The organism is Pseudomonas sp. MWU12-2029 (assembly GCF_023242425.1).
Lineage (GTDB): Bacteria > Pseudomonadota > Gammaproteobacteria > Pseudomonadales > Pseudomonadaceae > Aquipseudomonas > Aquipseudomonas kribbensis.
Genome location: NZ_JALJDY010000003.1, coordinates 606,003 through 629,890, shown reverse-complemented (window position 1 = coordinate 629,890; position 23,888 = coordinate 606,003). Strand labels below are relative to the sequence as shown.

The following is a 23,888-nucleotide window of genomic DNA, read 5'->3' as shown; positions in this document are numbered from 1 at the left end:
GGCCTTGCGCAGTACTGTGCAACTTCTTGCGCACTTGGCTGGAGGCCTTGATCGGCAAGGCCTCCCGGGGTTTTGACCGTGATTTTATTACGGACAACTGCGCAACTTTTTGCGCAGTTCAGCAATTCCGATCAGCTCCACTGAAACAGGGAAACCGTCCATAAATAACGGTCCGATCAATCCCCAAAACGACAAAACCACCTGCGGCTAAACAGATGGTCTTGAACTGGCTGAACACAAACGAATGTCACCGGCCAGCATGCTGCTCGAGCAGCGAGAACGCTTCACCGGTAAACCGATAACTCTTATCGGGTTGAAACACGATAACGCCCTCCTCGCACAAACGCTTGAGCACTTCCCTCACGCTGACGAACTGAATCCCGCTGACAAACGCCTGCAGATACCCATGCACCCCACGCCCGCCAACGGCGCGTCCTTCGCGCGCAGCCACCAGCAAGGCATCGATCACCTTGATCCGGATCAGGCTGGTACGCAGCCCGTAATAATGCAGCAGCTCACGGATGTGCTCATTGGTGCTGCTCTCGAAATTGAAGGCCCGCTGGCCTTTCGCCAACGGGAACTGCGATTGCTTGCCAGAGGACGTCGATGCCGGGCTGGTTAACATTCGAATGCTCCTTTTTATGATCAGCCGCTGTGCGTAGCTATATATAGAAGAAGGCGCACTCGACGGCTCCGCCATCAAGTGCGCCCTCCCGATCAGAAGTCGACGGTCGCCGACAATTGCAGCGTGCGTGGATAGCCCGGGGAGAACGCGCCGTAGGACGCAACGCCCGACCAGTACTCACGATCAAACACGTTCTGCACCGTGGCGCGGAATGTCGTCGGCCGACCTTCGATCTTGGTGGCGTAACGGGCGCCGGCGTCGATGCGGGTCCAGGATGGCAGTTCCTGGGTGTTGGCCTGATTGACGTATTGGCTGTCGGTGTAGATCGCGCCGCCGGTCAGGGTGAAACCTTCGACCCACGGGGTGTCCCACTCGGCCCAGAGGTTGGCCTGGACATCCGGCACGCCCACCGGTTTGTTGCCACGGTTGGCGGCGGTGGCCGAATCCGTCAGTTCGCCGTCGAGCAAGGTCACGCCGCCCATCAGGCGAGTGCCCGGCGCGACTTCACCGAACATGCTCAACTCGACGCCACGGTTACGCTGCTCGGCCTGCACCGAGAACACGTTGCCGGCGCCGATTTCGCCGCTCGGTTTTTCGATCTGGAACAGCGCCAGGGTAGTCATGAAAGTGCCGTGCTCGTACTTCACACCGATTTCATGCTGCTTGGATTTGTAGGGTGCGAAGGTTTCGCCGGAGTTGGCTGCCGTACCGGGGGCGATGTCACCTTTGCTCAAGCCTTCGACGTAGTTGTAGTACAGCGAGACGTCTTCCCACGGTTTGACCACCACGCCCGCCAGCGGTGTGGTGGCGCTGTCGTCATAACGGGAACTGACCGAACCGGATACGCTGTAGTTACGCGATTCGATGTCTTGACGGCGTACGCCGAGGGTCAGTTGAATCCGGTCGTCGAGGAAACCGAGGGTGTCGGTCAGCGCGACGCCGGACAGTTCCGATTCGGAAATGCGCAGCACTTTCGGCGAGTTGATGTACTGCTTGGGCACGTCCACCGGGTGGTAGATGTTCGAGCGGATTTCCGTGCCGTTGTTGATGCCACGGGACAACTCGTCCTGGTAACGGGTCGCCATGATCGTAGTCGTGTGGGTGACCGGGCCAGTGGCGAACAGCGCGCGCATCCCCACATCGGCCGTTGAACGATCGACGTTGAACTTGTAGTAACCGGGAATGTTGCTGGTGTCGCCGGCGTCGTTGAGGATTCGCGGCACCTGGTCGGACATGCGCTTGACGTCGGAGCGACCACCGCCGGCGTGGGCGAACACGGTCAGGTTGTCGTTGAGGTCGTACTCGCCGCCGAGCAATGCCGACTGTTCCTTGGTGTCCGACCAGCCCCAGTCCTGCGGCAGGTTGGTGCGGCCGTTCGGTGCCGAGGGAACCTTCACGCCCGGTGCAATGGTGAACGGTCGCGAGGCCGCGTCGAAGCTCTCTTTCTGGCTGATGTAATCCAGATTCAGGCGCAACCGCTCGCCCTTGTAATCGAGAGCGATGGCACCGATGTCCAGCGCACGTTCCTGATTGTCGATGGCGGTATCGCCGCCCTGGGTGCTGCCGTTGAAACGGATGCCGAACTGGTTCTCGCTGCCGAAACGTCGACTGACGTCCAGATGCCCGCCTACTTGCGAGTCGGAGGCGTAAGTGCCGGTGAAGCGGGTCAAGTCTTCGTCCAGTGGCCGCTTGGGCACGATGTTGATCACGCCGCCGACTCCGCTGTTGGGCGAAATCCCGTACATCAGCGCGCCCGGCCCTTTGAGCACTTCAACGCGTTCGGCGTATTCGGTGAACACCCGGTAGTTGGGCGCTACGCCGTACACACCGTCGTAGGCCAGCTCGCCGAGGTTGCCCTCGCCTATCGCAAATCCGCGAATGAAAAACGAGTCGACGATGCCGCCGGTCTGCCCGGTGGAGCGCACCGAAGGGTCGCGCTCCAGTGCATCGGCCACGGTCACCGTTTGCAGGTCGGCGAGGGTTTTGGCGGTGTAGCTGGTCACGCTGAACGGCGTGTCCATCACGTCCTTGTTGCCCATCATCCCGAGTCGCGCGCCCCGGGCGACCTGGCCACCGGCGAGCACTTCCGGCAATGCGGTCGCGCTGTTGTAACTGGCGTTGACGTTGGTGGTGTCCAGCGTCAGCCCTTCCGTGGAGACGGCGTCTTGTTGCTCGGATTGCTTGGGGTCTGCTGCCCAGACAGTGGCGCTTCCTGCGGCCAGAATAGAACTCAGCATGGCGGTGCGAATAGCCAGGGTTAACGCGCGTTCACTGCAAGGTCGACGTGCAACAGACATGACGATGGGGTCCTTCTCGAATGGCTGAAAATGGTAATCACTCCTATTTGCCAGCCAGCAATCGAAAAAGTATCAGCGTCGTCGGAATTTTTTTGGCGATCGGTTTGCGCGGAGGATGGGCGGGAGAAGCCCACCCTCCGGCACAGGTCAGTCGTACAGGCATTGCAGCGGAATGGAGATCACCGGTAGCGCGGGGTCGAACGCATGCCGGGTGGTCTTGTACGGGAACAATTCGCCGCGCTCGATGGTGGTAAAAATCCGCGCCACTTCGAACGCCTGCCCGGTTTGCCAATGCCGTACACAGACACGCGGATCGGCGTAGTCGAGCTGGATACACGGCACCCGTTTCAACCCCAGCGCCCGCGCTGCGTTGAACCGGTGATTGCCGTCCATCACGATGCCCAGGGAGCGCTCGACGATGATCGGTTCCAGCCAGTGCCCGGCCTGGATGATCGCTTCGCGCAGGCGCTGCACGTTGAGCGGATCGACCTGCTCGGATTGCCGCACGTCGCACAGTGGACGCAGGGCAATCTGGTAACCATGTCCCATGATTCGTCCCCCGTTTCAGCAGGCATCCGCGTTGGCGACCAGCGCGTACTGGCTGGCCATGTCCCGCAGGCGTTGCGCCTGTTCGATGAGCGGCAGATCGACCATTTCGCCATCGACTTGCACCGCGTGGCTGCCCCCGGCCACGGCATTCAGGACCCGGTCCGCCCACGCCAGTTGGCGGGCGTTGGGCAGGTAGGCCTTCTGCACCGTGGCGATTTGCGACGGGTGGATACACAACTTGGCGCCGAACCCCAGCGACCGGGCGTAACGCGAATCGCGCTCGACCAGCGCCATGTCGCTGATGGCCGGGGTCACGCCATCGATCGGCGCCGGCAATCCGGCAACTCGCGACGCCAGCACGATGCGATTGCGGGCGAACAGAAACGCTTCGGGAATCTGGCTGCAATCGATGTCCAGCGAGAAATCCAGCGAGCCGAATGCCAGCCGCGCCAGGCCGGGAATCGCGGCAATCGCCTCGACCTGATGCAAGCCCTTGGCGGTCTCGATGATGGCGACGATTTGCAAATCACGGTTCCATTCCAGCAGGCGTTCGACCACGCGGGACAAGCTTTCGGGGCATTCGGCCTTGGGCAGGAAAATCCCTGCGCAGCGCTCGGGGTAGCGCATGTCGCCCAGCCAGGTCATGTCCTGGCGAAACAGCGAACTGCCGACGCTGTTCAGCCGGATGTAACGCTGGCTGGCGGTTTCGGGCGTGCTCTGCTGCCAGGCCCAGATCGACGCCCGGGCCACGGCTTTGCTATTCGGATGAACGGCATCTTCGAGGTCGAGAATGATCGCGTCCGGCCCGGCCTCGACCGCTTTGGAAAAGCGCTCCGGCCGGTTGCCGGGAACGAACAGGTAGCTGATGGGAAGCGTGGCGTTGGTGCTGTGACGAACAGTCATCGGGACTCTCCTGAGCGTGCTTCAGTCGTGGGTTTTCAAAAAAATTCGAACACCTGTTACAGGGGAAAAAACGGGCTGAATCCCGGTGTCTTGAATCAACCGTCAACACCTTGAATAACAAGGCGTTGACGGTTTTTAAAATCAACACGCGAGCGCTTACTTGAGCATGCGAACAAACGGCTTCGCACTCCCCTGTTGTGTGTGTTCATTCAAAAATATTTGAAAACCTTACTTGATAATCGTTCCTGTTCGCAATATTGTTCGAGCCACTGACAGGGTCAGGATTCAAATCAAGACCTGTGATTTTGTTCACGGAAAGTTCGGCGCAATGATGTCATTTACATGTCAGGTAATGGCACTTCAAAAGAGACAAGGCCACCACTCATTGGCCTTCTCCTTGCCTGCCTGAACCTTAAGGAGTGGGGTTCTCATGAAACAGTTTTGTGAAAATTTTATGAAAGAACATACCCCGTGTTTATTTGCAGAGCGGATCTGTCATCCGCCTCCACCTCTTTAAACCCTCGTATCTGACGAGCAGCAAGAACACACGACTCGACAAAGATTAGTTGTCGACCCGCACATGGCGAATATCGACGCTAGAGGTTTTCTATGCCTGAATTAATTGCGCCGCCAACTAAAGAAACAACAGAAGTTCAATACCCAAAAGTGCTGAAACCGTTAATTGACCCTGTTATCGCCAATCTACTTGAACATTCTCCGGAAAAACTTGTTGAACTCGTTAACCAACACGGATCCCCGCTGAATCTGGTATGGCCACATGCATTTGAGGCCAACGTTCAGGCGCTGCAATCGGTATTGAAACGACATGACGTCGACTACGCGATTTTCTACGGTGCCAAGGCCAACAAGTCGCAATGCCTGCTGGCTGCGGCATCGGCTTCGGGCATCGGCACCGACGTATCGAGCCTGTTTGAGCTGCAGGCGGCACTGCGCGCTGGAACGCCGGCGGAACATTTGTGTGCGACCGGGCCGGCCAAAACGGCAGCGTTTCATAGCGCACTGTTGCAAGGCGGATCGCTGATTTGTGTGGATTCACTGGAAGAGTTCAGCCATCTCAAAGCGTTGCTCGACACTTTGCACCCACCGGCCAAAGCCCGGATTCTGCTGCGTTACAGACCGACAAGTTGCCCGGCGAGCCGCTTCGGAATGGGCGCCGAGGATTTGTTTCAGTGCCTGCAAGTGCTGACCGAACAACGTGAGTCGTTCCACTTCGAAGGGTTCCATTTCCACCTCGGCGGCTACGGCTACGAAACCCGGGTACAGGCTTTCCGTGAAGTCACCGGCTTCATCGATGCGGCAAGGGAAATGGGCCTCGACCCGGTCATGATCGACATCGGTGGAGGCCTGCCGATGCGATATGTAGATCCGCAGGATTACAACAGTTTTCTGCAGAACGACAACAACCCGAGCCATTATCAGAACCGTCGAGTACCCGACTCTTTTTATCCTTATGGCAGCAGTCTGACGGCTTGCCAGTGGCTGGAGTTATTCCTGGAGTCGGATCATTCGCCGGGAAAAACCATTGCCGGTTACTTGAATAGCCAGAATATAAAACTGGCACTGGAACCGGGCCGTAGTCTGGTGGATCAAGCAGCGATAAGCGTCTTTCGCGTGACCCGCACCAAACTACTGGCCGACAACAAAGTTGTGGTCTTTGCCGAAGGCAGCAGTTTCAGCGCGTGTGAAACCTGGTTCTCGTCTGAATACCTTGTCGATCCAATTCTTATTACATCAAAAGTATCGAAACCTGTTCCCATGCAAGCCTACATCGCCGGCCATAGTTGCCTGGACGATGATGTGATTACTCATCGCCTGATCAACTTCGACACAACACCAAAAACCGGCGACTTATTGATCTACGCCAACACCGCTGGTTATCAGATGGACTTGCTGGAAAACGAATTTCATCGCCACCCGTTGCCTCGGCGATTGATGGCGACGTGTTGTACGGAAGGTAACTACACATTCACACCTGACTATTAAGGGAAGACGTCCAGATGATACTGAATAAAGTTTCGGATCTTATTGGCAATACACCAATGTTGGGCATTGATGTTCCGGATACCAACGCCCGACTTTTGCTCAAGATAGAGAAGAACAACCCCGGCGGCAGTATTAAAGACCGCATGGCGCGAAACATGGTATTGGCGGCACTCAAGTCCGGAAAGCTGAAACCCGGTGGCGTGGTCGTTGAATCATCTTCCGGCAATACCGGTATCGGCCTGGCCATGGCAGCCGTGGAGTTCGACCTGCATTTCATTGCCGTGGTCGATCACCATGCGGCGCAGGACAAGATCGCGGTGATGAAGGCACTCGGTGCCGAGATTCGCTTTGTCGCCGGAACCTATCGGGAAGACGAAGTGGCTGTGGTCGAGCGTCAGCGGCTGGCTGCCGAACTGGCCTCGCAGATCCCCGGTGCGGTGTTCATGAACCAGTCGGACAACGCGGCCAACGCCGGCGGCTACAGCGACTTCGTCCGTGAAACCATCGCCCAGGCCGGTGGCCACATTGGCGCGTACGTCGGTTGCGTCGGCACCGGGGGCTCGATGACCGGCATCGCACGGGGTCTGAAACTGCACAACCCGGACATCGTCACCGTGGCCGTCGAACCGGCCGGCTCCATTGTCTTCGGCCATCCCGGCTATCCGTATTACCAGTCGGGAACCGGCACTCCCGCCGGCGACACTGTCGGCCTGGTGCTCGACTACAGCTGCATCGACCTGGGCCTGCAAGTCACCGATTCCCAGGCCTTCGAAACCGCCCGCTACATCGCGCGCAATCTGGCCCTGCTGGTCGGCGGCTCGACCGGCGGTGCGATCTACAAGGCGCTGGAGCTGATTCACAAAGGCACGTTGACCGGCAATGTCGTGGTGCCGATTGCCGACGGCGGTGAGAAATACCTGCACACCGTGTTCGACGACAAATGGCTGGAAGAACGGGACCTGCTGGATCCGGGCGTGGCACCACAACTGGATAACTGGCTGGGCAAGACCCGCTGGCTGGAATCCGACGCCACTCCCCTGCAATTGAGCGTCGCCTGACGCGTCCCCCACACAGGAAAGTCTCTGTATGAAACCGCTGAAAGTCGCCATCTGCGGCGCAGGCCGGACCGGGCACCTGAATGCCATCCTGTTCAAGCAGTTGCCCAATGTTCAGGTCTCGATGCTCTCCAACAATAAGGAAGTGGTCGAGCGGCACCTCGCCAACCTGCCGATGCAGGCGCTGATGCCGGACGGCTCGACGCTGAGCGCGCGACCGGACCAGGTCAGCACCGACGCCAGCGTCGTAGTGGCCGACGCCGACATCGTGATCATCACCGTACCGGCCCACGCTCGACCGCAAACCCTGCAAGCCATCGCACCGCATCTGAGTTCGAGCAAACCGGTGTACGTCGGCGCGATTCCGGGATTCTGCGGCTTCGACTGGCTGGCGGAAGCCACGCTGGGTGACCGTTCGAACGTAGTGATCTGGGGCATGAAGGATGTACCGCACACCGCGTTCGATCTGAATCCGGGCGTGTCGGTGAAAATGGGTGGCGGCAAGAGCCAGTTGTATGTCGCGTTGCACGACCGGGAATCAACGCAATCACGGCAGCACCTGGAGGACATCCTCACGACGCTGTACGGCTCCTGCGTGACGATGCTCGACCACTACCTGGAAATCACCCTGACACCGGGCAATCCGATCATGCACAGCTCGGTGATCTACGGTTTGATCGGCCCTTATGGCCAGTGGCATCGCAAGATCTTCCCGCAGCGTATGTGCTGGTGGACCGAGTGCCCCGAACTGGGCGCCTATTTCCTCGAGCGCATGGATAAGGAAAGCCAGGAACTGTGCAGCGTGATCAGCCAGCGCATGGGCATCGACCTGTCGTCGGTGAAATCCCTCAAGCAGGAAATCGTCGAAGCCTACGGCGAGCAGATCCGCGATCAGAGCAGCATGTTGTCGATCCTGCGCACCAACCAGGCCTACAACGACATCCTCGCCCCGATGATTCCGGCCGACGACAACCGCGCCGGCTACGTGATCGAACGCGAAAGCCGCGCCTTCAATGAAGACGTTGCCTACGGCCTGGTGCTACTCGTGGAAATGGCACGGCGCTTCGAACTGAAAGTCCCTTACATCGAAGAGGTCCTGCAATGGAGCGTTACCTATATGCAGGGCTTGCGCGACTCGGCGCTCGACTACTTCCCCCGCCACTGGCCGCGCACGGCGTGAGCGGGTTCAACACCTCATTAATTTCTCGACGAGCAGATAGCTGATATGGATGACTTCAAGACACTCATCGCCTACTCCCGCAAGAACGCCCTGCGACGGATGATCCGTTGCCTGTTTGCCGAAAACATTCTGGATCGCTCAGGGCTGCGTTTCTCCGAGGCCGGCAACGAGGCCACGTACGCGCTGAAAGATGGCCGCTCCCATGTGTTGTTTTCCAACATCGCCAAGGGGCCGGCCGACACCGTGGTCAATGACGGCGACGTGGTGCTGGTGACCGATGAAGGCGTACGCCAGGTGATTCACACCCATCACGACTTGCTGGATGTGCTGCGCGACAGCTTCGATTTCGAACCGACCGATGAAGGCATCGCCGGGCTCAAGTCGGACATGGAAAACAGCCTGATGAACGACGCCCATGCGCGTCAGCATCGCCAGCAGTGGAACGCACGACTGGCCGCCGCCGCCCGGGAACAAGGCCTCGACAGCCTGACCGATTACCTGCGCCAGCACGTCAGCACCAAGGACGCCGCGATCCTCCTCGACCAGTGGGGCTCGCTGGAAGGTCACCCCTACTATCCGACCTGGAAAGCCCGCCCGGGCCTGAGCGATGAAGAAGTCGAGCAACTGTCGCCGGAGTTCAACGCCCAGGTGCCGCTGCGCATTGCCGCGCTGCGGGCCGACATGGCGAAAAGCGAAAGCATGCCCCACGTCACCGATTACCACAGCTGGTTCGCTGGCAACTTCCCGACTCAATGGGAGCAATGGAAAGCGTCGCTCAACGGCAAGGGCTTGGACGAGTCCGAGTGGCTGCCGCTGCCGATTCACGCGTGGCATTTGCAGGCTTATGTGCTGAAAAACTTCGCGGCGGAAATCGCAGAAGGCATCCTGATCACCGACGGCCCGGACATCCAGACCCTGCCGACCATGTCGTACCGCACGATGATGCCGGTGCTCAAGGAGAGCGCGCCGCTGATCAAGTTGCCGATTGCCGTGTGGATGACCAGCGAGCTGCGCAGCCTGCAGGCCAAGTCGATCCACATGGGGCCGCGCATCAGCACGGTCATCACGAAAATCCTCGAAGTCGAAAACGGTTTCGAGCAGCGCCTGGAAATCTTCCCGGAAGAAATCGGCGTGCGCTACAAGAACGCGATCACGCAGGATGACCACCCCGGCCGGCATCTGTCGGTGGTGTTCCGTGCCAGCCAGCAAGCGTTCGAACGCTCCGACGAGTGCCTGCCAATCACCGTGGCTTCTCTGTTCACTCGCTTGCCGGGCAGTGGCCGACCGTTGTTCACCGAGTTGATCGAGCGTGACGGCGTTCGGGCCAATACCGCTCAAGTTGAAGACTGGTTCCGCCAGTACGCCAAAGTGGTCACCCACCCGGTGGTGGCGATCTACTTGATCTACGGCATCGGGCTCGAGGCGCACCAGCAGAACACGATGGTGCTGTTTTCCCCGGATGGCAAAGCACGTAGTCTGCTGATCCGTGATTTCGGCGATGGCAGGACCTACGCTCCATTGCTGGAGGGACGCGGCTACACCCTGCAACCGCATGTGCAGCCGGGCATTCTGCCAACGGTGTTCGAGGGCGATATCGAACCGGTGCGCATGTTCGTGCTGGACGCAGCGTTCCTCACGCACCTGCATGAAATGGCCCTGTGGCTGACCAAGGAGTACGCGCTGGACAACAACCGGATGTGGGACATTTTGCGTGAAGAGACCGAGCAGGCGTTCGCCGCAGTGCGCGAACGTGTTGCGCCGGACCTGTGGGAAGTCGAACGCAAGGCCTTCCTCAATGATCCGTGGCCGACCCGTTCGTTGTTGCGCATGCACATGATGCAGTACTCCAACTACCGGATTCAGCACACGCTGACCAACCCGCTCAATGTCGTTCAATAACCGAGGCTGACCCATGACCCATGCAGGTGCCATCGCGGGTTCGCGCGTAAGAGTCCTGATTTATCTTCTGTTCGCGATCCAGCTCATTTCGATGGGTGCGATGGAAATGAGCGGGCCGTTCTGGCCCGTCCACCTGCGTGGGCTGACCTCGTCAGACTCGCTCTTCAGCTTCGCCAGCATCGCCGTGTACGTCGGACCGATGCTGGGCATTATTCTGACCAGTGCATTCTGGGGCCGTATCGGCGACCGCTACGGCCACAAGTTGATGATGATCCGCGCCCTCGCCGGCCTGTCATTGACCCAGCTTGGGCTGGCCCTGTGCAGTGACATCTGGGTGATCCTGATCCTGCGCTTCCTGCAAGGCGCCTTCGCCGGCTACATCGCCCCGGCCCAGGCGTACGGCGTGAGCATCGAAGCGCCTTCGCGGCGGGCGCGGCTGTTCGCGATCCTGCAGATTTCCACCAACGTCGGCTCTCTGCTTGGCGCAGTGGTCGGTGGGTTGATCCTCGATTATGCGACGTTCTTCTGGATCAACATGATCGCGGCGGTGCTCTGCGCCATTTGCACCGTGGTGGCGGCCGTCACGCTGCCGGACGTGCCGCCGGTGAAGAAGGTCCCGGTTGCGGATACCGTGACGCCGAGCAGTCACAGCACCAGTGTCTGGCAAGGTACGCCGCTGCTGTCGCTGCTCGGTGTCATGGGCATTTTGCTGCTGGCGCGGATGCTGCCGCAGACGTCGTTCTCGCTGTATGTCAGCTCGGTGTTCGAGGTCAGCAATTCGGTGGTCGGGCTGTGTTATGGCTTGCTGGCGCTGGGCTTCATTCTGTCGGCAACCGCATGGTCGCGATACTTCGAGCACCGCAGTCAGCAGGACACTCTGCAACGCATCACCTATGTCGTGATCGGCTGCATTGCGCTCACGGCACTGGCCGGCATCACGCGTAATCCGATCGTGTTCGTCGGCGCCTACTTCATCTGGGGCGTATTGCTGGGCGCCACGACGCCGGTGCTGATGGCGCTGATCTCCAAGACTGCCGACAGCTCACGCCAGGGCTACGTGCTGGGCATTGCCCAAAGCACTGCGCAATTTGCGTCCATCGCCGGCATCTCGGCCGGCGGGCTACTCAGCCAGGTCTATGGTTTGCAGTACACCTACCTGTTTGTCTGCCTCGCCTACATCCTCGCGCTGATTCCCATCGTTGCGTTGCGCTATCGGCCCATGGTCATGCAACCGAGCCAGATCCCGCCGGGCGACTGATCAAGGAGTTTGCTTTGAACATTGAACAACTGCGCGCCGACACACCGGGCGTCGAGCAACTGATTCACTTCAACAATGCCGGTGCGGCGCTGATGCCCGATCCGGTGATCGAGGTGATGACCCGTCATCTGCAACTTGAAGTCCGGATCGGTGGGTACGAGGCAGCCGGGCAGCAATCCGTTGAAGTGGAAAATGTCTACGAAGACATCGGCCGACTGATCAACGCCCGTCCCGAAGAAATCGCGGTGATCGAGAATGCGACCCGCGCCTGGGACATGGCTTTCTATTCATTACCGTTGCGGCCCGGCGATGTGGTGCTGACATCGACCACCGAATACGCCGGCAACTACATTCCCTACCTGCAACTCAAGCAGCAGCGCGGGATCGAGATCAGGGTCATTCCCAACGACGAGCAGGGCCAGGTGTCATTGCCGGCGCTGCGGGACATGCTCGGCGATGATCGGGTTGCCCTGGTGTCGCTGCCGGTGATCGCCACCAATGGCGGCCCGGTGCAGCCCATCGAACAGATCGGCGCCCTCGCCCGCGCGGCCGGGGTTCTGTTTCTGCTGGATGCCTGTCAGGGTGTCGGGCAGATGCCGATCGATGTGCAGAAAATCGGCTGCCATATGCTCGCAGCCACCAGCCGCAAATACCTTCGCGGACCTCGGGGCATGGGGTTTCTCTATGTCGAAAAAACCTTGTGCGAGAACCTTGAGCCGGCATTTCTCGACCTGCACGCGGCTTCATTGCTGACCTTGGACACCTTCAAAATTCGCGGCGATGCCCGGCGCTTCGAAAACTGGGAATGCAACGTTGCCGCGAAACTGGGCATGGGAGCGGCGGCCCGTTACGCCCTGACGCAAGGCATCGAACCCATGTGGCAACGCATTCAACGATTGTCGGCGCACCTGCGCAATCGCCTGGCCGACGTGCCGGGAATTACGCCGCAGGACATGGGTGCAATCAAGTCGGGCATCGTCACCTTCACCTGCCAGAACGCCAGCGCGGCGCACGTCAAGGAATGGTTGGCCGGCCAGGAAAAGCGTATCAACGTCACCACCTCGACCTTTCGCTCGACGATGCTCGACATGCAGCAGCGGGACCTGCTTGAAGTCAGCCGCGCATCGCTGCACGCCTACAACACCGAGGCCGAAATCGATGCCATGGTAGAGGCGTTGATGAGAATGCCCTGCGCCTGAAAACGGATGCCGATTCGCGCTTGCGTCGCGGGCTCTTTGTACACTAGCATTGGGAATACTTCTCAATTGCAAAACACTGCAGCCATGAGCGAAACCCTTCCCGCGAACAACGACAACCATCTGCGCGTGATCGAAGCGCTGTACAGCGGCCATCACGGCTGGCTGTACAACACGCTGAAGAAAAAACTGGGTAACGCCATGGATGCGGCGGATCTGGCGCAGGATACCTTCACCCGGATCCTCGCCTCCCAGGTCACGGCCATCGAACAACCCCGGGCTTACCTGAGCTGCGTGGCCAAGGGCATCCTCATCAACTGGTATCAGCGCAAGGCACTGGAGCGCGCCTACCTCGATGCCCTCGCGCATTTGCCTGCGCCGGAAGTGCCCTCGCCCGAGCTGCGCTTCGTGGTGCTGGAAACCCTGCACGAAATCGACGCCATGCTCGACACCCTCCCGCCACTGGTCAAACGCGCGTTCCTGCTGTCGCAGATCGGCGGCTTGAAATACGCCGACATCGCCGAGCAGCTGGACGTCTCGCTGATCACCGTCAAGCGCTACATGAAACAGGCTTTCGTGCAGTGCCTGATGCTGGTGGAATGAATGCTCACGCGTCGCAATGAACCGCCGCTCGATCCGAAAATCCTCGAGGAAGCCGCCGAGTGGCTGATGCGCCTGAGCGAAAACGACCTCAGTGAAACCGAGCGTGCGGAATGGGAATACTGGAAAGTCAGCAGCCCCGAACGCAACCGGGCGTGGTCCCGCGCGCAATTGCTGCAAAGCAAGTTCGGCGGCCTGCCACCGGCGCTGGCGATGTCGGCGCTGGATCGCCCGAGCAACCCGGAGCGCCGCACAGCCCTCGGCAAACTGGCCTTGCTGCTGGCAGCGGTGCCCGCCGGTTGGGGCAGCTGGAAACTGGCGCAATCGCAGCAATGGTCCGCCGATTACCACACCGCCGTGGGCCAGCGCCGCGAACTGACCCTGGCCGACGGCTCGCACATCACCCTGAACACCGACACGGCCATCGACGTTCTGTTCGACACCCGGCAGCGCCTCATCAATCTGCGCGAAGGTGAAATCCTCGTGCAGACCGCAGCGGACAACGCCGCGCAGCCTCGACCTTTTCTGGTCAGCACCCGCCAGGGCCGGATGCAGGCGCTGGGCACCCGCTTCACCGTTCGTGAATGGCAGCCGCGTACCCAACTCGCGGTACTCGAAGGCGCCGTGCAGGTCGAATTGGCCGACAACCCTCAGCGCACACCGATCATCGTCAACGCCGGGCAACGCACCGACTTTTCATCACAGGCCTTTGGCTCAGTGAACCCGACCGACCGCAACGTCGGCGCCTGGGCCCAGGGCATGCTGATGGCCGACAAGATGCGCCTCGCGGATTTTGTCGTCGAACTGGCGCGCTATCGCCGGGGTTTCGTTCGCTGTGACCCGGCCATTGCCGACTTGCGCATTTCCGGAGCCTTTCCCATCAGCGATACCCAGCGCTCGCTGAACATGCTGGCGCAGACCTATCCCGTGCACGTCTCCGGACACTTGAGCGGTTACTGGGTGACGCTCTCACCCGCCTGAGCAAAAAAAATCACCGCACAGGTGATACTTTTTTTGATCTCGGCTGGCAATGAAAGGAACAACCATTCCACCTCGTCCATAGGGTCATCCCTTCATGCTCGTTGCACGACCCTTGCTTCCGGATCGTCTGCTAAAGCCCGTTATACGCAGTGTGCTGCTCAGCGTCGTACTGGGCCTGGCCGGCGGTGCGTTCGCGCTGGCTGCCGAGCCGGCGCAACTGGACGCGGTCACCGTTCGAGCCTACAACATCGCTCCGGGGCCGCTTGGCGTGACGCTGTCGAGTTTTGCCGTCGACGCCGGGATTGCCCTGTCGTTTCAGCCGTCGATCACCGAAGGGCTTGTCAGCCCGGGATTATCCGGCAGCTACTCGATTCAGGAAGCGGTGTCCCGGCTGCTGGAAGGCAGCGGGCTGGAAATGGTCGCCCGCAGCGACGGCACCTGGACGCTGGTGGTGCGCCGGGTCACGTTGTCGGACACCACGGTCGAAGGCGTCGACCAGCGCACTGACAGCCTGCCATCGGTGCTGCCGGGCGGTCAGGCCGCTCGGGGCGGACGCCTCGGTATTCTGGGCAACCGCGATGCGATGGACGCCCCGTTCAGCGTCAGCAGCTACACCTCGACGCTGATCAAGGACCAGCAGGCAGTCACGGTCGGAGACTTGCTGGAGCGCGACTCTTCGGTGCGCTCCACGGGACAGGCCGGCGGCATTGTCGATTCGTTTTTCATCCGTGGTTTTCCCGTCGGTGAAGGCAACCTCGGTGAACTGGCGTTCGACGGCGTGTACGGCGTGGCCTCCAACTACCGGGTGTTCACCGAATACGCCGAACGCATCGAACTGGTCAAAGGCCCCGCCGCCCTGCTCTACGGCATGTCGCCCAACAGTGGCGTCGGCGGCGTGATCAACGTGGTGCCCAAACGTTCGCTGGACGAAGACCTGACCCGCTTCACCGCCAATTACGCCTTGAACACACAAGTGGGCAGCCACCTCGACATCAGCCGCCGCTTCGGTGAAGAACGGCGGTTCGGAGTGAGGATCAACGGCAGCATCCAGCAAGGCGAAACCGCCATCGACAAGCAATCGAGAGAAGTCGGCATCGGCGCGATTTCCCTCGACTATCAGGGCGAGCGTCTGCGCACCACTCTGGACCTGATCAACCAGAAAGAATCATTCGACGCCGCTTCCCGACCATTCCTGATCGCCTCCGGCGTGGACATTCCTTCGGCGGCCAACGGACGCACCAGCGTCAGTCAGGAATGGGGCTGGTCGGATACCCGGGACAAATCGGCGTTGCTTGGTGGCGAATATGACCTCAACGACAACCTGACGCTGTTCGCCCACGCCGGTGGCGGTCGATCGGACGTCGCACGCATGTCCGACCAGACGCCGACCATCGTCAACGGCGCGGGCGACACCTCTTCGATCCCCGGCTATTACAAATTCGAAGTCCAGCGCTACACCGTCGACGCCGGGGCACGCCTGCGTTTCGACACCGGGCCGGTCAGCCACAGCACCGCCCTGCAAGTCACCCGCTATCGCGATGAGCTGGCGCGGGGCATCATTTCCGGCCCGGCGATCCTGTCGAACATCTACCACCCGATCGACCGCCCGAAACCTGCAATCGCCAAACCCGATACACCCAAAGTCTCGCAAAGCGAACTGTCGGGCGTGGCCCTTGCCGACACCCTGTCGGTACTCGACGAACGCGTGCAAGTCACGGTCGGGTTGCGCCAGCAGAACATCAAGTCGGACAACTACAACGCGGCCGGCTTCGTCACCACCTCCTACGACAAGAGCAGATCCACGCCGCTGTACGGGGTTGTGGTCAAACCCTGGGATCACGTCGCGTTCTACTACAACTACGTCGAGGGCCTGAGCAAGGGTGACATCGCGCCTTCCGCCGCTTCGAATGCCGGCGAGATCTTTTCTCCCTACGTTTCCCGGCAGCAGGAGCTTGGGGTCAAGCTCGACTACGGCAGCTTCATGTCCACCCTGGCGCTGTTCCAGTTACAGAAACCCAGCGGTGAACTGGCCTCGGGCGTGTTTTCGGTCCAGGGCGAGCAACGCAATCGCGGGGTGGAGCTGAACATGGCGGGCGAAGTCTCCCCGGGCACTCGCCTGCTCGGTGGCGTGACGCTGCTCGACGGAGAGCTGACCCGAACCAGCGTTGCCGCCAATCGCGGCAACAAGCCCGTGGGCGTGCCAGAGGTGCAGGCCAACCTCTGGGCTGAATGGGACATCCCGCAAGTAGAAGGCCTGACGCTGACCAGCGGCGCCATCTACACCGGCAGCCAGTACGTCGATCAGGCCAACACGCAAAAACTGGATGACTGGACCCGCTTCGACGTCGGTGCGCGCTACGCCACGCGCATCGCCGAACGGCCGACCACCTTCCGGGCCACCGTGCAGAACGTGTTCGACCGCGAATACTGGTCGGGCGTCGCCTCCTATGGCGCGTTCTCTCAAGGCGCGCCTCGGACCTTGTTGCTCTCGGCCACTGTCGATTTCTGAAACGTCCGGCCCGGTGCGGCGCCTGGCGTTGTGGTCCGATCCGGCTTTTGCAAAGGCATACACCATGGTTAATGTTTTTCGCCGCCGCCAGACCTTCGCCGCCCTGTTGTTCGCCGGGCTGCTGGGTTTGTCGATTTCCTCCCTGATGCCAGGCAGCGCACAGGCTGCAGAACCGGATCCGGCGCTGGGCACCGTGACCGATTTGCAGGGCCGCACGGTCAAGGTTCACCTGCCGGTGCGCCGGGTCATTCTGGGTGAAGGTCGCCAGTTGTATCTGGTGGCCGCGCTGGACACGCAGAACCCCATCGAACGCATCGTCGGCTGGCGCAAGGACCTGATCCAGTCCGACCCGGACACCTACAACGCCTACCTGCGCAAATTCCCCGACATCGCAAAAATCCCGACCTTCGGTGGCTTCGAGAGCGGCACCTTCGACATCGAGCAGGCGATTTCCCAAAAGCCTGACGTGATTATTCTCAACATCGAAGCCCAGCACGCGACCGAGGATGCACGCTACATCGAGAAACTCGACGCACTGGGGATCCCGGTGGTGTATGTCGACTTTCGCAACAACCCCATGCAGAACACCGAGCCGACCATGCGCCTGTTCGGCAAGTTGTTCGGCAAGGAAGAACGTGCCGAGGCCTTCATCGATTTTCGTAACCAGCAGATCCATCGCGTCACCGACGTGATCGAGAAGCACCACCCTGCCCGTCCCAGCGTGTTCATCGAACGCATTGGCGGCTACACCGATGATTGTTGCCTGAGTTTCGGCAACGAGAACTTCGGCCTGTTCGTCGACATGGCTGGCGGCAACAACATTGCCCGCCGGATCATTCCGAGTACGTTCGGGCAACTGAACCCTGAACAAGTGATCGTCGCCAATCCCGACCACGTGGTGGTCACCAGCGCCGACTGGGAAGCCTTTGCACCGGGCGGCCATTGGGTCGGCGTCGGCCCGGGCGCGAACCTGACCGAAGCCCGACGCAAACTGGCGTGGTACACCCAGCGCCCGGCCTACGCCGGGATCAAGGCGCAGCACACTCAGGCGTTTCATGCGATCTGGCATCAGTTCTACAACAGCCCTTACCAGTTCGTGGCCATTCAGCAATTGGCCAAATGGTTCCACCCGGAACTGTTCGCCGATCTTGATCCGGATGCCGCGTTTCGCGAGTTGCACGAGAAATTCCTGCCGGTGCCGTATGAGCCGGGCTATTTCGTCAGTCTGCAAAAAACCGAGGCCAGACCATGAGTTCGCTGGGCGAAGCACCGATCGTGCAAAGCGTCACCTACCGGCGGCTGGTGCTGCGTAAGCGGCTGATCCTGCTTGGGCTGGCCGTGCTGCTGATCTTCAGCGTCCTGCTCGACCTGGCCCTCGGCCCGGCAAAATACAGCCTTGGTGAAGTGCTCGAAGCGCTGTTCTCGCCGGATACAGCTTCGGCCCAGGTTCGGGTGGTGATGTGGGACATCCGTCTGCCGGTGGCGCTGATGGCGGTCGCTGTCGGCGCGGCGCTTTCGCTGGCCGGGGCGCAGATGCAGACCATCCTCAACAACCCGCTCGCCAGCCCTTTCACCCTCGGCATTTCTGCGGCGGCCGGTTTCGGCGCGGCGCTGGGGCTGGCCTTCGGCGTGGCACTGTTTCCGCTGGCAGCGCAATACATGGTGCCGCTCAACGCATTCATCATGGCGATGCTCTCGGCGCTGCTGATCCACTTCATGAGCATGCGTCGTGGCGTCACCGCCGAAACCATCGTGCTGCTCGGCATCGCCCTCGTCTTTACCTTCAATGCGCTGCTGGCGCTGGTGCAGTTCTTCGCCACCGAACAAGCCGTGGCGGCCGTGGTGTTCTGGACCATGGGCAGCCTGACCAAAGCCACCTGGCCCAAGCTCGGGGTGATCTGCGTGGTGATCCTCATCACCCTGCCGATCTTCGCCAAGCGCGCATGGGCGATGACGGCCCTGCGCCTGGGCGATGACAAGGCTGCCAGCTTCGGCATCAACGTGCGCAGCCTGCGTTTTCAGACGTTGATCATGGTCAGCCTGCTCGCGTCGTTTCCGGTGGCGTTTGTCGGCACCATCGGCTTTATCGGGCTGGTCGGGCCGCACATCGCACGAATGCTGATCGGCGAGGACCAGCGGTTTTTCCTGCCGGCCTCGTTGTTGACCGGTGCGCTGATCCTGTCCGCCAGTTCGGTGGTCAGCAAGACGCTGATCCCGGGGGCGATATTCCCCATCGGCGTGGTCACGTCGCTGATCGGCGTGCCGTTCTTCATTTCTCTGATTCTCAACGGGAAGAAAAACTCATGGTGAAGCTGCGGCTCGACAACCTCGGGGCCGGTTACGGCCAGCGCGAGATCATTTCCGGTGTCAGCACCGCGACGTTTACCGGCGGCCAGGTCGTGGCGGTGGTCGGGCCGAATGCGGCGGGCAAATCGACATTGTTCAAGCGCATGGCCGGGCTGATCGACGGGCCGGGCGAAGTGATTCTGGAAGGCTCGAAAAAAGGCACGCAAGGCATCAGTTACATGCCCCAGGGCCTGAACGCCAGCGCGCGGCTGACGGTGTACGAATCGGTGCTGCTGGCGCGCAAGCAACTGACGCCCAACTGGTCGGTTCACGACGATGAATTGCAATTGGTGGACGAGATTCTCGATGCGCTCGGGATCACCGGACTGTCGTTTCGCAACCTCGGTGAACTGAGCGGTGGTCAACAACAGTTGGTGTCAATCGCCCAGACCCTGGTGCGCGAGCCGGAAATCCTGCTGATGGACGAACCCACCAGCGCACTCGACATGCACCGGCAGGTTCAGGTGCTGAACTTCATGAAAGCCCTGGCGCGCCGCCGCGAGGTGATCGTGTTCATCGCCATCCACGACCTGAACCAGGCGCTGCGTTTTGCCGATCAGGTGCTGGTGATTGCCGGCGGCACGGCCCATGGCAGCGGGCCCAGCCATGAAGTCATCACCGAGCCGATGCTACGCACGGTCTACAAGGTCGAGGCGCGGATCGAGCAATGCAGTCGCGGGCAGCGCCATATTCTGATCGATGACATTGTTTGAGGGTTGCCCCGTCAGATCGCAAAGGCAGGGATGCCGAAGCTGGTGGGTGACGGGTCAAAACCTCAGGCAAGCGAAACCAGTTTTGATACGCAATTGCCGGATGGACTGGGCGCTCTCCTGATCGCCGGCCAGGCTCAAATTTCCAGCTCTCGTGTCGCCTCTTTATCGGGTGGCAACACAATAAAATCCCGCCATGCCATCAAGGCTTTTTCAAAGGCTTCCAGACTTAGAAATTCACAATAATCGTCTTCCATCAGGAAATAGATTTTTACGCAGTCCTTTGAAAACTCTGCCCCCCAATCTTCACGACCCCAGCGATCGAATTCGACCTTTGACTCCTTCACCGATTTGATCCGCGCCAAACCCACGTCTATCCACTCCAGCGAGTGTATGTGCCCGCAGCCCCCATCATCGGTCAGGATGCAAGACAAAGGGCTCCCACCATCGTCCTTCACGACGTTTGAACTGCAGTGCGGAAACAAGTCGTCGAATGCTTCTTCCCACGAGAATCGCAATTTCATTTTTTGGATCCATGCACCAGAGATAACTGATCGACAGGGTTTGACACTCAAGCACCAGCCTCAGAGCAGACTCCACGACACCCCGACATACATCGCCATCCCCTCGCCCGGCGTCGAGCGTGCGGCGTCCAGCCCTTTGTCGTCGTAGCCCGGCGTAACGGTAGCGGCGTAGTGCTTGTCGGTCAGGTTGCGCATGTCCAGCCAGGTCTGCCAGTCGCCCTTGGGTGCGTTGTAACCCAGGGTCGCGCCGAAGGTGGCGTAAGGGTCGGCGTAGTAGCTGTTGGCGTAATCCACCGCGACTTTCGACACCAGTTGCGTATTGACTGCGGCGAAGAAACCCTGCGGGAAGTCGTAGCGCAGTTCGCCCTGGTAGTAATGCATCGGCAGGCCCGGCAAGCGGTTGTCGCCGAAGCGATCGTCGTCGCGATAATGGAAGTCGCTGAAGGTGTAGGCCTGACGCAGGCTCAACTTGCCGCCGTCGTTGGCTGACCACAGGTTGCTGTTCAGGCTGGCTTCGATGCCTTGGTGCACAGTCGGGCTGGCGTTTAACTCGTAGGGTGTTGTGGCGTTGGCGTCCGGCAACACCGAAAGCAATTCGTGGCGCACTTGGGCGTAATACCACGCGAGGCTCCATTCGCCGAGCGCGCTGTCGCCACGGCCGCCGAGTTCCAGCGTGGTTGCGGTCTGGTTCTGCAGTTTGACCGGATCACGCTGGGTGCCGGTGGCCGCGCCGCTACCGGCCGGAAACCGTACGTTGGAGCTGTAGATCAATGACCACGGATGCGGCGCTTCGACCGAGCGACTGAGGTTGCCGAACAGTTGCAGGTCCGGCGTCACCTGATACCGCAGGCCCAGGCGTGGCGCGTAATCCCAGTCGCCAAGGCTGGTCTTGCCGCCACCTTCAGGATAAGTCACGGCACTCTCGCGGCGAGTGTAGATCGCGGCAAGGCCCGTGGTCAGCCACAGGTCGTTGGCGATCTCCAGATCATTGCCAAAGTGCAGAACGGTGTCCGAGCCTTGATAAGTGAAGTTGCGCATGCGCGTGCCCGGCGCATAACCGGCGGTGTTGCCGGTGGGGATCCGAACCAACTCAGTGGCGCCGTCGTTGGGCAGGTGCTTGGTCACCCGCAGGCCAACGGTGCTGCGGCTTTCGAGCCCCCAAAGCGTATCGCGGCGCTTGTAGTCGAACGTGCCGCTGACATCGGTGTACGCGACCTTTAAACGGTTGGGGCCTTCACGCAGGTCCATCGGGTAGTCGTGATAAACCAGACCGGTCTGGATGCTCGAGTCGTCGTCTATGTAATACGTGGTCTTGTTGCCGATGAAGGTGCTGCCGGGCTGATCGCGGCTGTCGTTGCGGGTCACGTAGGCCGGGTTGGCTGCGCGTGGATCGTGTTCGATGGAATGCTTGGTCACCCGCCCGGCGAGGTCGTTGTCGGTCTCGCGGTGACGGATGTAGAAACGGGTTTCCAGGTTCGGATTGAAGCGATAACCGAAGTTGGCGATCACACCCTGGCTCTTGCTGGCGGTGTGATCCTGATAACCGTCGGAATGTGCATCGGTCATCGACAGGTAGTAATCGAAATCGCCCAGCACCTGGCCCGAGCTGACTTGCCGTTGCGCATAGCCGTGGCTGCCCATGACGTAGCGCACATTCAATCGAGGCGCGTCGTAGCCGGTGTGACTGACGTAATCGACGGCGCCACCGAGGGCCAGCGCACCGCGGTCGAAACCGTTTGCACCGCGCAGCACTTCCACATGGTCAAGCCACAGTGGCTCCAGCAACTCGTAGGGCGTACCGCCGGGACCGGTCAGCGGCAGACCGTCGAGCATCGTGTACAGCCCCGACGCGTGAGCGCCGGGAGCCCGATTGATGCCCGAGCCACGAATCGAGATTTTCACCCCTTCATTACCCGCCGACTGGGCATATACGCCCGGCTGATACGCCAGCACATCCTGATTGCTCGCCACCCGCCCCTGCAACGGAGCGCGCATATCGACCACATTGGTGCCGCCGGGTACCTGTGCCAACCGGGCCTTGGCCTCCTCCAGCGAAAGGTGTTCGCCACTCTGATCTTCAGCCCCGATCAATACCTGCCCCAACTCCATGCCCTGAGACTCGGCTTCGACCGGACAGGCAAGGGCCAGCCCCAGCAATGCGGCGGGCAGTGTTTTGAGCGAGGGCATCGAGAGAACTCCAGACAGACAGTTACGGGCAGTGAGAACTGCGACGTATGAATGAACGAAGTAAACACATGGCGATTTTGTTTTTTGTCGAGACTAGAACCCGCGATCCTGACTGATCGGCATCAAAGGCTCGGGGCCAATCGCCTTGGCTGCGGCCAGCACCACGCTGCGCAGCCACTTCGAAGCTTGCGAACGATGTTTGCGCGCATGCCACAGCTGGTAGTAGCGCAAGGGCTGCGCAGGCACCGGAAACGGCTCGATCCGCAGCGGCAGCAATTCGGTGTAGTGCTTGGCAAACGAACGTGTGGTGGTGAACACCAGGTTCGATTTGACCAGCACGTAAGGCGCAATACAGAAGTACGGCAAGGTCGTTTTGACGCGCCGGACCAGGCCGCTTTTTGCCAGTTCGGCGCCAATCGTGCCCTGCCCGGACGCATTGTGTGTCATCACCGCCAGGTGGTCCGCTTCCGCGTAAGCCTCCGGGGTCAACCCACCTTGCGGAATCGGATGCTCCTCGCGCATCAGACAAACCAGATCATCGTCGCACAGGGGTTGCAGATGAAGATGCTCGGCCGGCGTTCGCCAGTTGCCGATCACCAGATCCAGAAAACCGTCCTCCAGTCCACGGGAATAGCCGCCCTCGGCCTGCAGGTGCTTGAGCTCCAGCGTGGCGAACGGCGCCTGCGCATAAAAGCGCTCGATGATAGCCGGCACGAAAAACACACTCAGGTAATCCGGCGTGCTGATGCGAAAGGTCTGTCGGGTGGTGGCGGGATCGAACAGGTCGACCGGATGCAGAATCTGCTCGATACCGTTCAACGCCTGCGAAACGGGCTCGATCAAGGTGAGGCCGTGCGCGGTCAGCACCATCCGGCTGCCGCTGCGCACCAGCAGTTGATCTCCGGTGAGCTCGCGTAATCGGCGCAACGCGACACTGATTGCCGGCTGGGTCTGCCCGAGCAGCTCGGCCGTGCGCGACACGCTGCACTCCGTCAGCAGCGTGTAGAGCGTGCGAATCAGCTGGACATCGCAGTTGGGCAAAGCGTTGGACACAGCAACCTCTTA

At 60.5% G+C, this 23,888-nt stretch carries 19 protein-coding genes; 12 read left to right on the top strand and 7 right to left on the bottom strand.

Going from position 1 to position 23,888, the window contains the following annotated elements:
• Positions 1–247 precede the first annotated feature (247 nt).
• The 4 genes from M5B44_RS10455 to M5B44_RS10440 form a co-directional block, all read right to left on the bottom strand.
• Positions 248–625 carry a fe2+ zn2+ uptake regulation protein gene (locus M5B44_RS10455; protein ID WP_248739120.1) on the bottom strand — a complete coding sequence of 126 codons (378 nt, stop codon included), beginning with the start codon at positions 623–625 and terminating at the stop codon, positions 248–250.
• Between the two features lie 92 nt (positions 626–717).
• Positions 718–2,922 (bottom strand): TonB-dependent receptor, encoded by a 2,205-nt coding sequence (locus M5B44_RS10450; RefSeq protein ID WP_248739119.1) that lies wholly within the window; start codon positions 2,920–2,922, stop codon positions 718–720.
• Between the two features lie 147 nt (positions 2,923–3,069).
• The gene (locus M5B44_RS10445; protein WP_248739118.1) at positions 3,070–3,471 is read right to left on the bottom strand and encodes a ParB N-terminal domain-containing protein; all 402 of its coding nucleotides are present in this window, start codon (positions 3,469–3,471) and stop codon (positions 3,070–3,072) included.
• A gap of 15 nt (positions 3,472–3,486) precedes the next feature.
• Positions 3,487–4,374, bottom strand: coding sequence for an HpcH/HpaI aldolase/citrate lyase family protein (locus M5B44_RS10440; RefSeq protein ID WP_248739117.1), 888 nt, complete (start codon positions 4,372–4,374; stop codon positions 3,487–3,489).
• Between the two features lie 609 nt (positions 4,375–4,983).
• Here M5B44_RS10440 and M5B44_RS10435 point away from each other — a divergent pair.
• From M5B44_RS10435 to M5B44_RS10380, 12 genes are all read left to right on the top strand, one after another.
• Positions 4,984–6,378, top strand: a complete 1,395-nt coding sequence (locus M5B44_RS10435) for a Y4yA family PLP-dependent enzyme (RefSeq protein ID WP_248739116.1) — start codon at positions 4,984–4,986, stop codon at positions 6,376–6,378.
• 14 nt (positions 6,379–6,392) lie between these two features.
• Positions 6,393–7,436: a PLP-dependent cysteine synthase family protein gene (locus M5B44_RS10430; RefSeq protein WP_192553384.1), complete on the top strand. Its 1,044-nt coding sequence runs from the start codon at positions 6,393–6,395 to the stop codon at positions 7,434–7,436.
• A gap of 28 nt (positions 7,437–7,464) precedes the next feature.
• The gene (locus tag M5B44_RS10425; protein WP_248739114.1) at positions 7,465–8,613 is read left to right on the top strand and encodes an NAD/NADP-dependent octopine/nopaline dehydrogenase family protein; all 1,149 of its coding nucleotides are present in this window, start codon (positions 7,465–7,467) and stop codon (positions 8,611–8,613) included.
• A 45-nt stretch (positions 8,614–8,658) separates the two neighbouring features.
• A complete protein-coding gene (locus tag M5B44_RS10420; protein ID WP_248739113.1) occupies positions 8,659–10,512 on the top strand; it encodes an IucA/IucC family protein in 1,854 nt (617 codons plus the stop codon).
• Positions 10,513–10,525: 13 nt separating this feature from the next.
• Entirely contained in the window at positions 10,526–11,770 is a 1,245-nt protein-coding gene (locus M5B44_RS10415; RefSeq protein WP_248739112.1) for an MFS transporter, read from the top strand.
• A 14-nt stretch (positions 11,771–11,784) separates the two neighbouring features.
• Entirely contained in the window at positions 11,785–12,969 is a 1,185-nt protein-coding gene (locus M5B44_RS10410) for an aminotransferase class V-fold PLP-dependent enzyme (protein ID WP_248739111.1), read from the top strand.
• Positions 12,970–13,053: 84 nt separating this feature from the next.
• Positions 13,054–13,569 (top strand): sigma-70 family RNA polymerase sigma factor, encoded by a 516-nt coding sequence (locus tag M5B44_RS10405; RefSeq protein WP_085708459.1) that lies wholly within the window; start codon positions 13,054–13,056, stop codon positions 13,567–13,569.
• The gene (locus M5B44_RS10400; protein WP_248739110.1) at positions 13,570–14,547 is read left to right on the top strand and encodes a FecR domain-containing protein; all 978 of its coding nucleotides are present in this window, start codon (positions 13,570–13,572) and stop codon (positions 14,545–14,547) included.
• Between the two features lie 94 nt (positions 14,548–14,641).
• A complete protein-coding gene (locus M5B44_RS10395; protein WP_248739109.1) occupies positions 14,642–17,056 on the top strand; it encodes a TonB-dependent receptor in 2,415 nt (804 codons plus the stop codon).
• A gap of 64 nt (positions 17,057–17,120) precedes the next feature.
• Entirely contained in the window at positions 17,121–18,308 is a 1,188-nt protein-coding gene (locus M5B44_RS10390) for an ABC transporter substrate-binding protein (protein ID WP_248739108.1), read from the top strand.
• Complete coding sequence (locus M5B44_RS10385) at positions 18,305–19,366, top strand: FecCD family ABC transporter permease (protein WP_192553379.1); 1,062 nt, start codon at positions 18,305–18,307, stop codon at positions 19,364–19,366. Before M5B44_RS10390 ends, M5B44_RS10385 begins: the two co-directional genes overlap by 4 nt.
• A complete protein-coding gene (locus tag M5B44_RS10380; RefSeq protein ID WP_248739107.1) occupies positions 19,360–20,115 on the top strand; it encodes an ABC transporter ATP-binding protein in 756 nt (251 codons plus the stop codon). Before M5B44_RS10385 ends, M5B44_RS10380 begins: the two co-directional genes overlap by 7 nt.
• A gap of 134 nt (positions 20,116–20,249) precedes the next feature.
• On the opposite strand, the gene M5B44_RS10375 is transcribed toward M5B44_RS10380, so the two are convergent.
• The 3 genes from M5B44_RS10375 to M5B44_RS10365 all read right to left on the bottom strand — a co-directional run bounded on the left by M5B44_RS10375 (position 20,250) and on the right by M5B44_RS10365 (position 23,876).
• On the bottom strand, positions 20,250–20,636 hold the full coding sequence (locus M5B44_RS10375; RefSeq protein ID WP_248739106.1) for a DUF5376 domain-containing protein: 387 nt from the start codon (positions 20,634–20,636) through the stop codon (positions 20,250–20,252).
• Positions 20,637–20,696: 60 nt separating this feature from the next.
• Positions 20,697–22,823 (bottom strand): TonB-dependent receptor family protein, encoded by a 2,127-nt coding sequence (locus tag M5B44_RS10370; protein WP_248739105.1) that lies wholly within the window; start codon positions 22,821–22,823, stop codon positions 20,697–20,699.
• Positions 22,824–22,916: 93 nt separating this feature from the next.
• A complete protein-coding gene (locus M5B44_RS10365) occupies positions 22,917–23,876 on the bottom strand; it encodes a LysR family transcriptional regulator (protein WP_248739104.1) in 960 nt (319 codons plus the stop codon).
• Between the last annotated feature and the right edge of the window lie 12 nt (positions 23,877–23,888).

Coding starts and splice junctions, on each gene's coding strand:
- M5B44_RS10455 (WP_248739120.1), bottom strand. CDS start 625: ATGTTAACCAGCCCGGCATCGACGTCCTCTGGCAAGCAATCGCAGTTC.
- M5B44_RS10450 (WP_248739119.1), bottom strand. CDS start 2,922: ATGTCTGTTGCACGTCGACCTTGCAGTGAACGCGCGTTAACCCTGGCT.
- M5B44_RS10445 (WP_248739118.1), bottom strand. CDS start 3,471: ATGGGACATGGTTACCAGATTGCCCTGCGTCCACTGTGCGACGTGCGG.
- M5B44_RS10440 (WP_248739117.1), bottom strand. CDS start 4,374: ATGACTGTTCGTCACAGCACCAACGCCACGCTTCCCATCAGCTACCTG.
- M5B44_RS10435 (WP_248739116.1), top strand. CDS start 4,984: ATGCCTGAATTAATTGCGCCGCCAACTAAAGAAACAACAGAAGTTCAA.
- M5B44_RS10430 (WP_192553384.1), top strand. CDS start 6,393: ATGATACTGAATAAAGTTTCGGATCTTATTGGCAATACACCAATGTTG.
- M5B44_RS10425 (WP_248739114.1), top strand. CDS start 7,465: ATGAAACCGCTGAAAGTCGCCATCTGCGGCGCAGGCCGGACCGGGCAC.
- M5B44_RS10420 (WP_248739113.1), top strand. CDS start 8,659: ATGGATGACTTCAAGACACTCATCGCCTACTCCCGCAAGAACGCCCTG.
- M5B44_RS10415 (WP_248739112.1), top strand. CDS start 10,526: ATGACCCATGCAGGTGCCATCGCGGGTTCGCGCGTAAGAGTCCTGATT.
- M5B44_RS10405 (WP_085708459.1), top strand. CDS start 13,054: ATGAGCGAAACCCTTCCCGCGAACAACGACAACCATCTGCGCGTGATC.
- M5B44_RS10400 (WP_248739110.1), top strand. CDS start 13,570: ATGCTCACGCGTCGCAATGAACCGCCGCTCGATCCGAAAATCCTCGAG.
- M5B44_RS10395 (WP_248739109.1), top strand. CDS start 14,642: ATGCTCGTTGCACGACCCTTGCTTCCGGATCGTCTGCTAAAGCCCGTT.
- M5B44_RS10390 (WP_248739108.1), top strand. CDS start 17,121: ATGGTTAATGTTTTTCGCCGCCGCCAGACCTTCGCCGCCCTGTTGTTC.
- M5B44_RS10385 (WP_192553379.1), top strand. CDS start 18,305: ATGAGTTCGCTGGGCGAAGCACCGATCGTGCAAAGCGTCACCTACCGG.
- M5B44_RS10380 (WP_248739107.1), top strand. CDS start 19,360: ATGGTGAAGCTGCGGCTCGACAACCTCGGGGCCGGTTACGGCCAGCGC.
- M5B44_RS10375 (WP_248739106.1), bottom strand. CDS start 20,636: ATGAAATTGCGATTCTCGTGGGAAGAAGCATTCGACGACTTGTTTCCG.
- M5B44_RS10370 (WP_248739105.1), bottom strand. CDS start 22,823: ATGCCCTCGCTCAAAACACTGCCCGCCGCATTGCTGGGGCTGGCCCTT.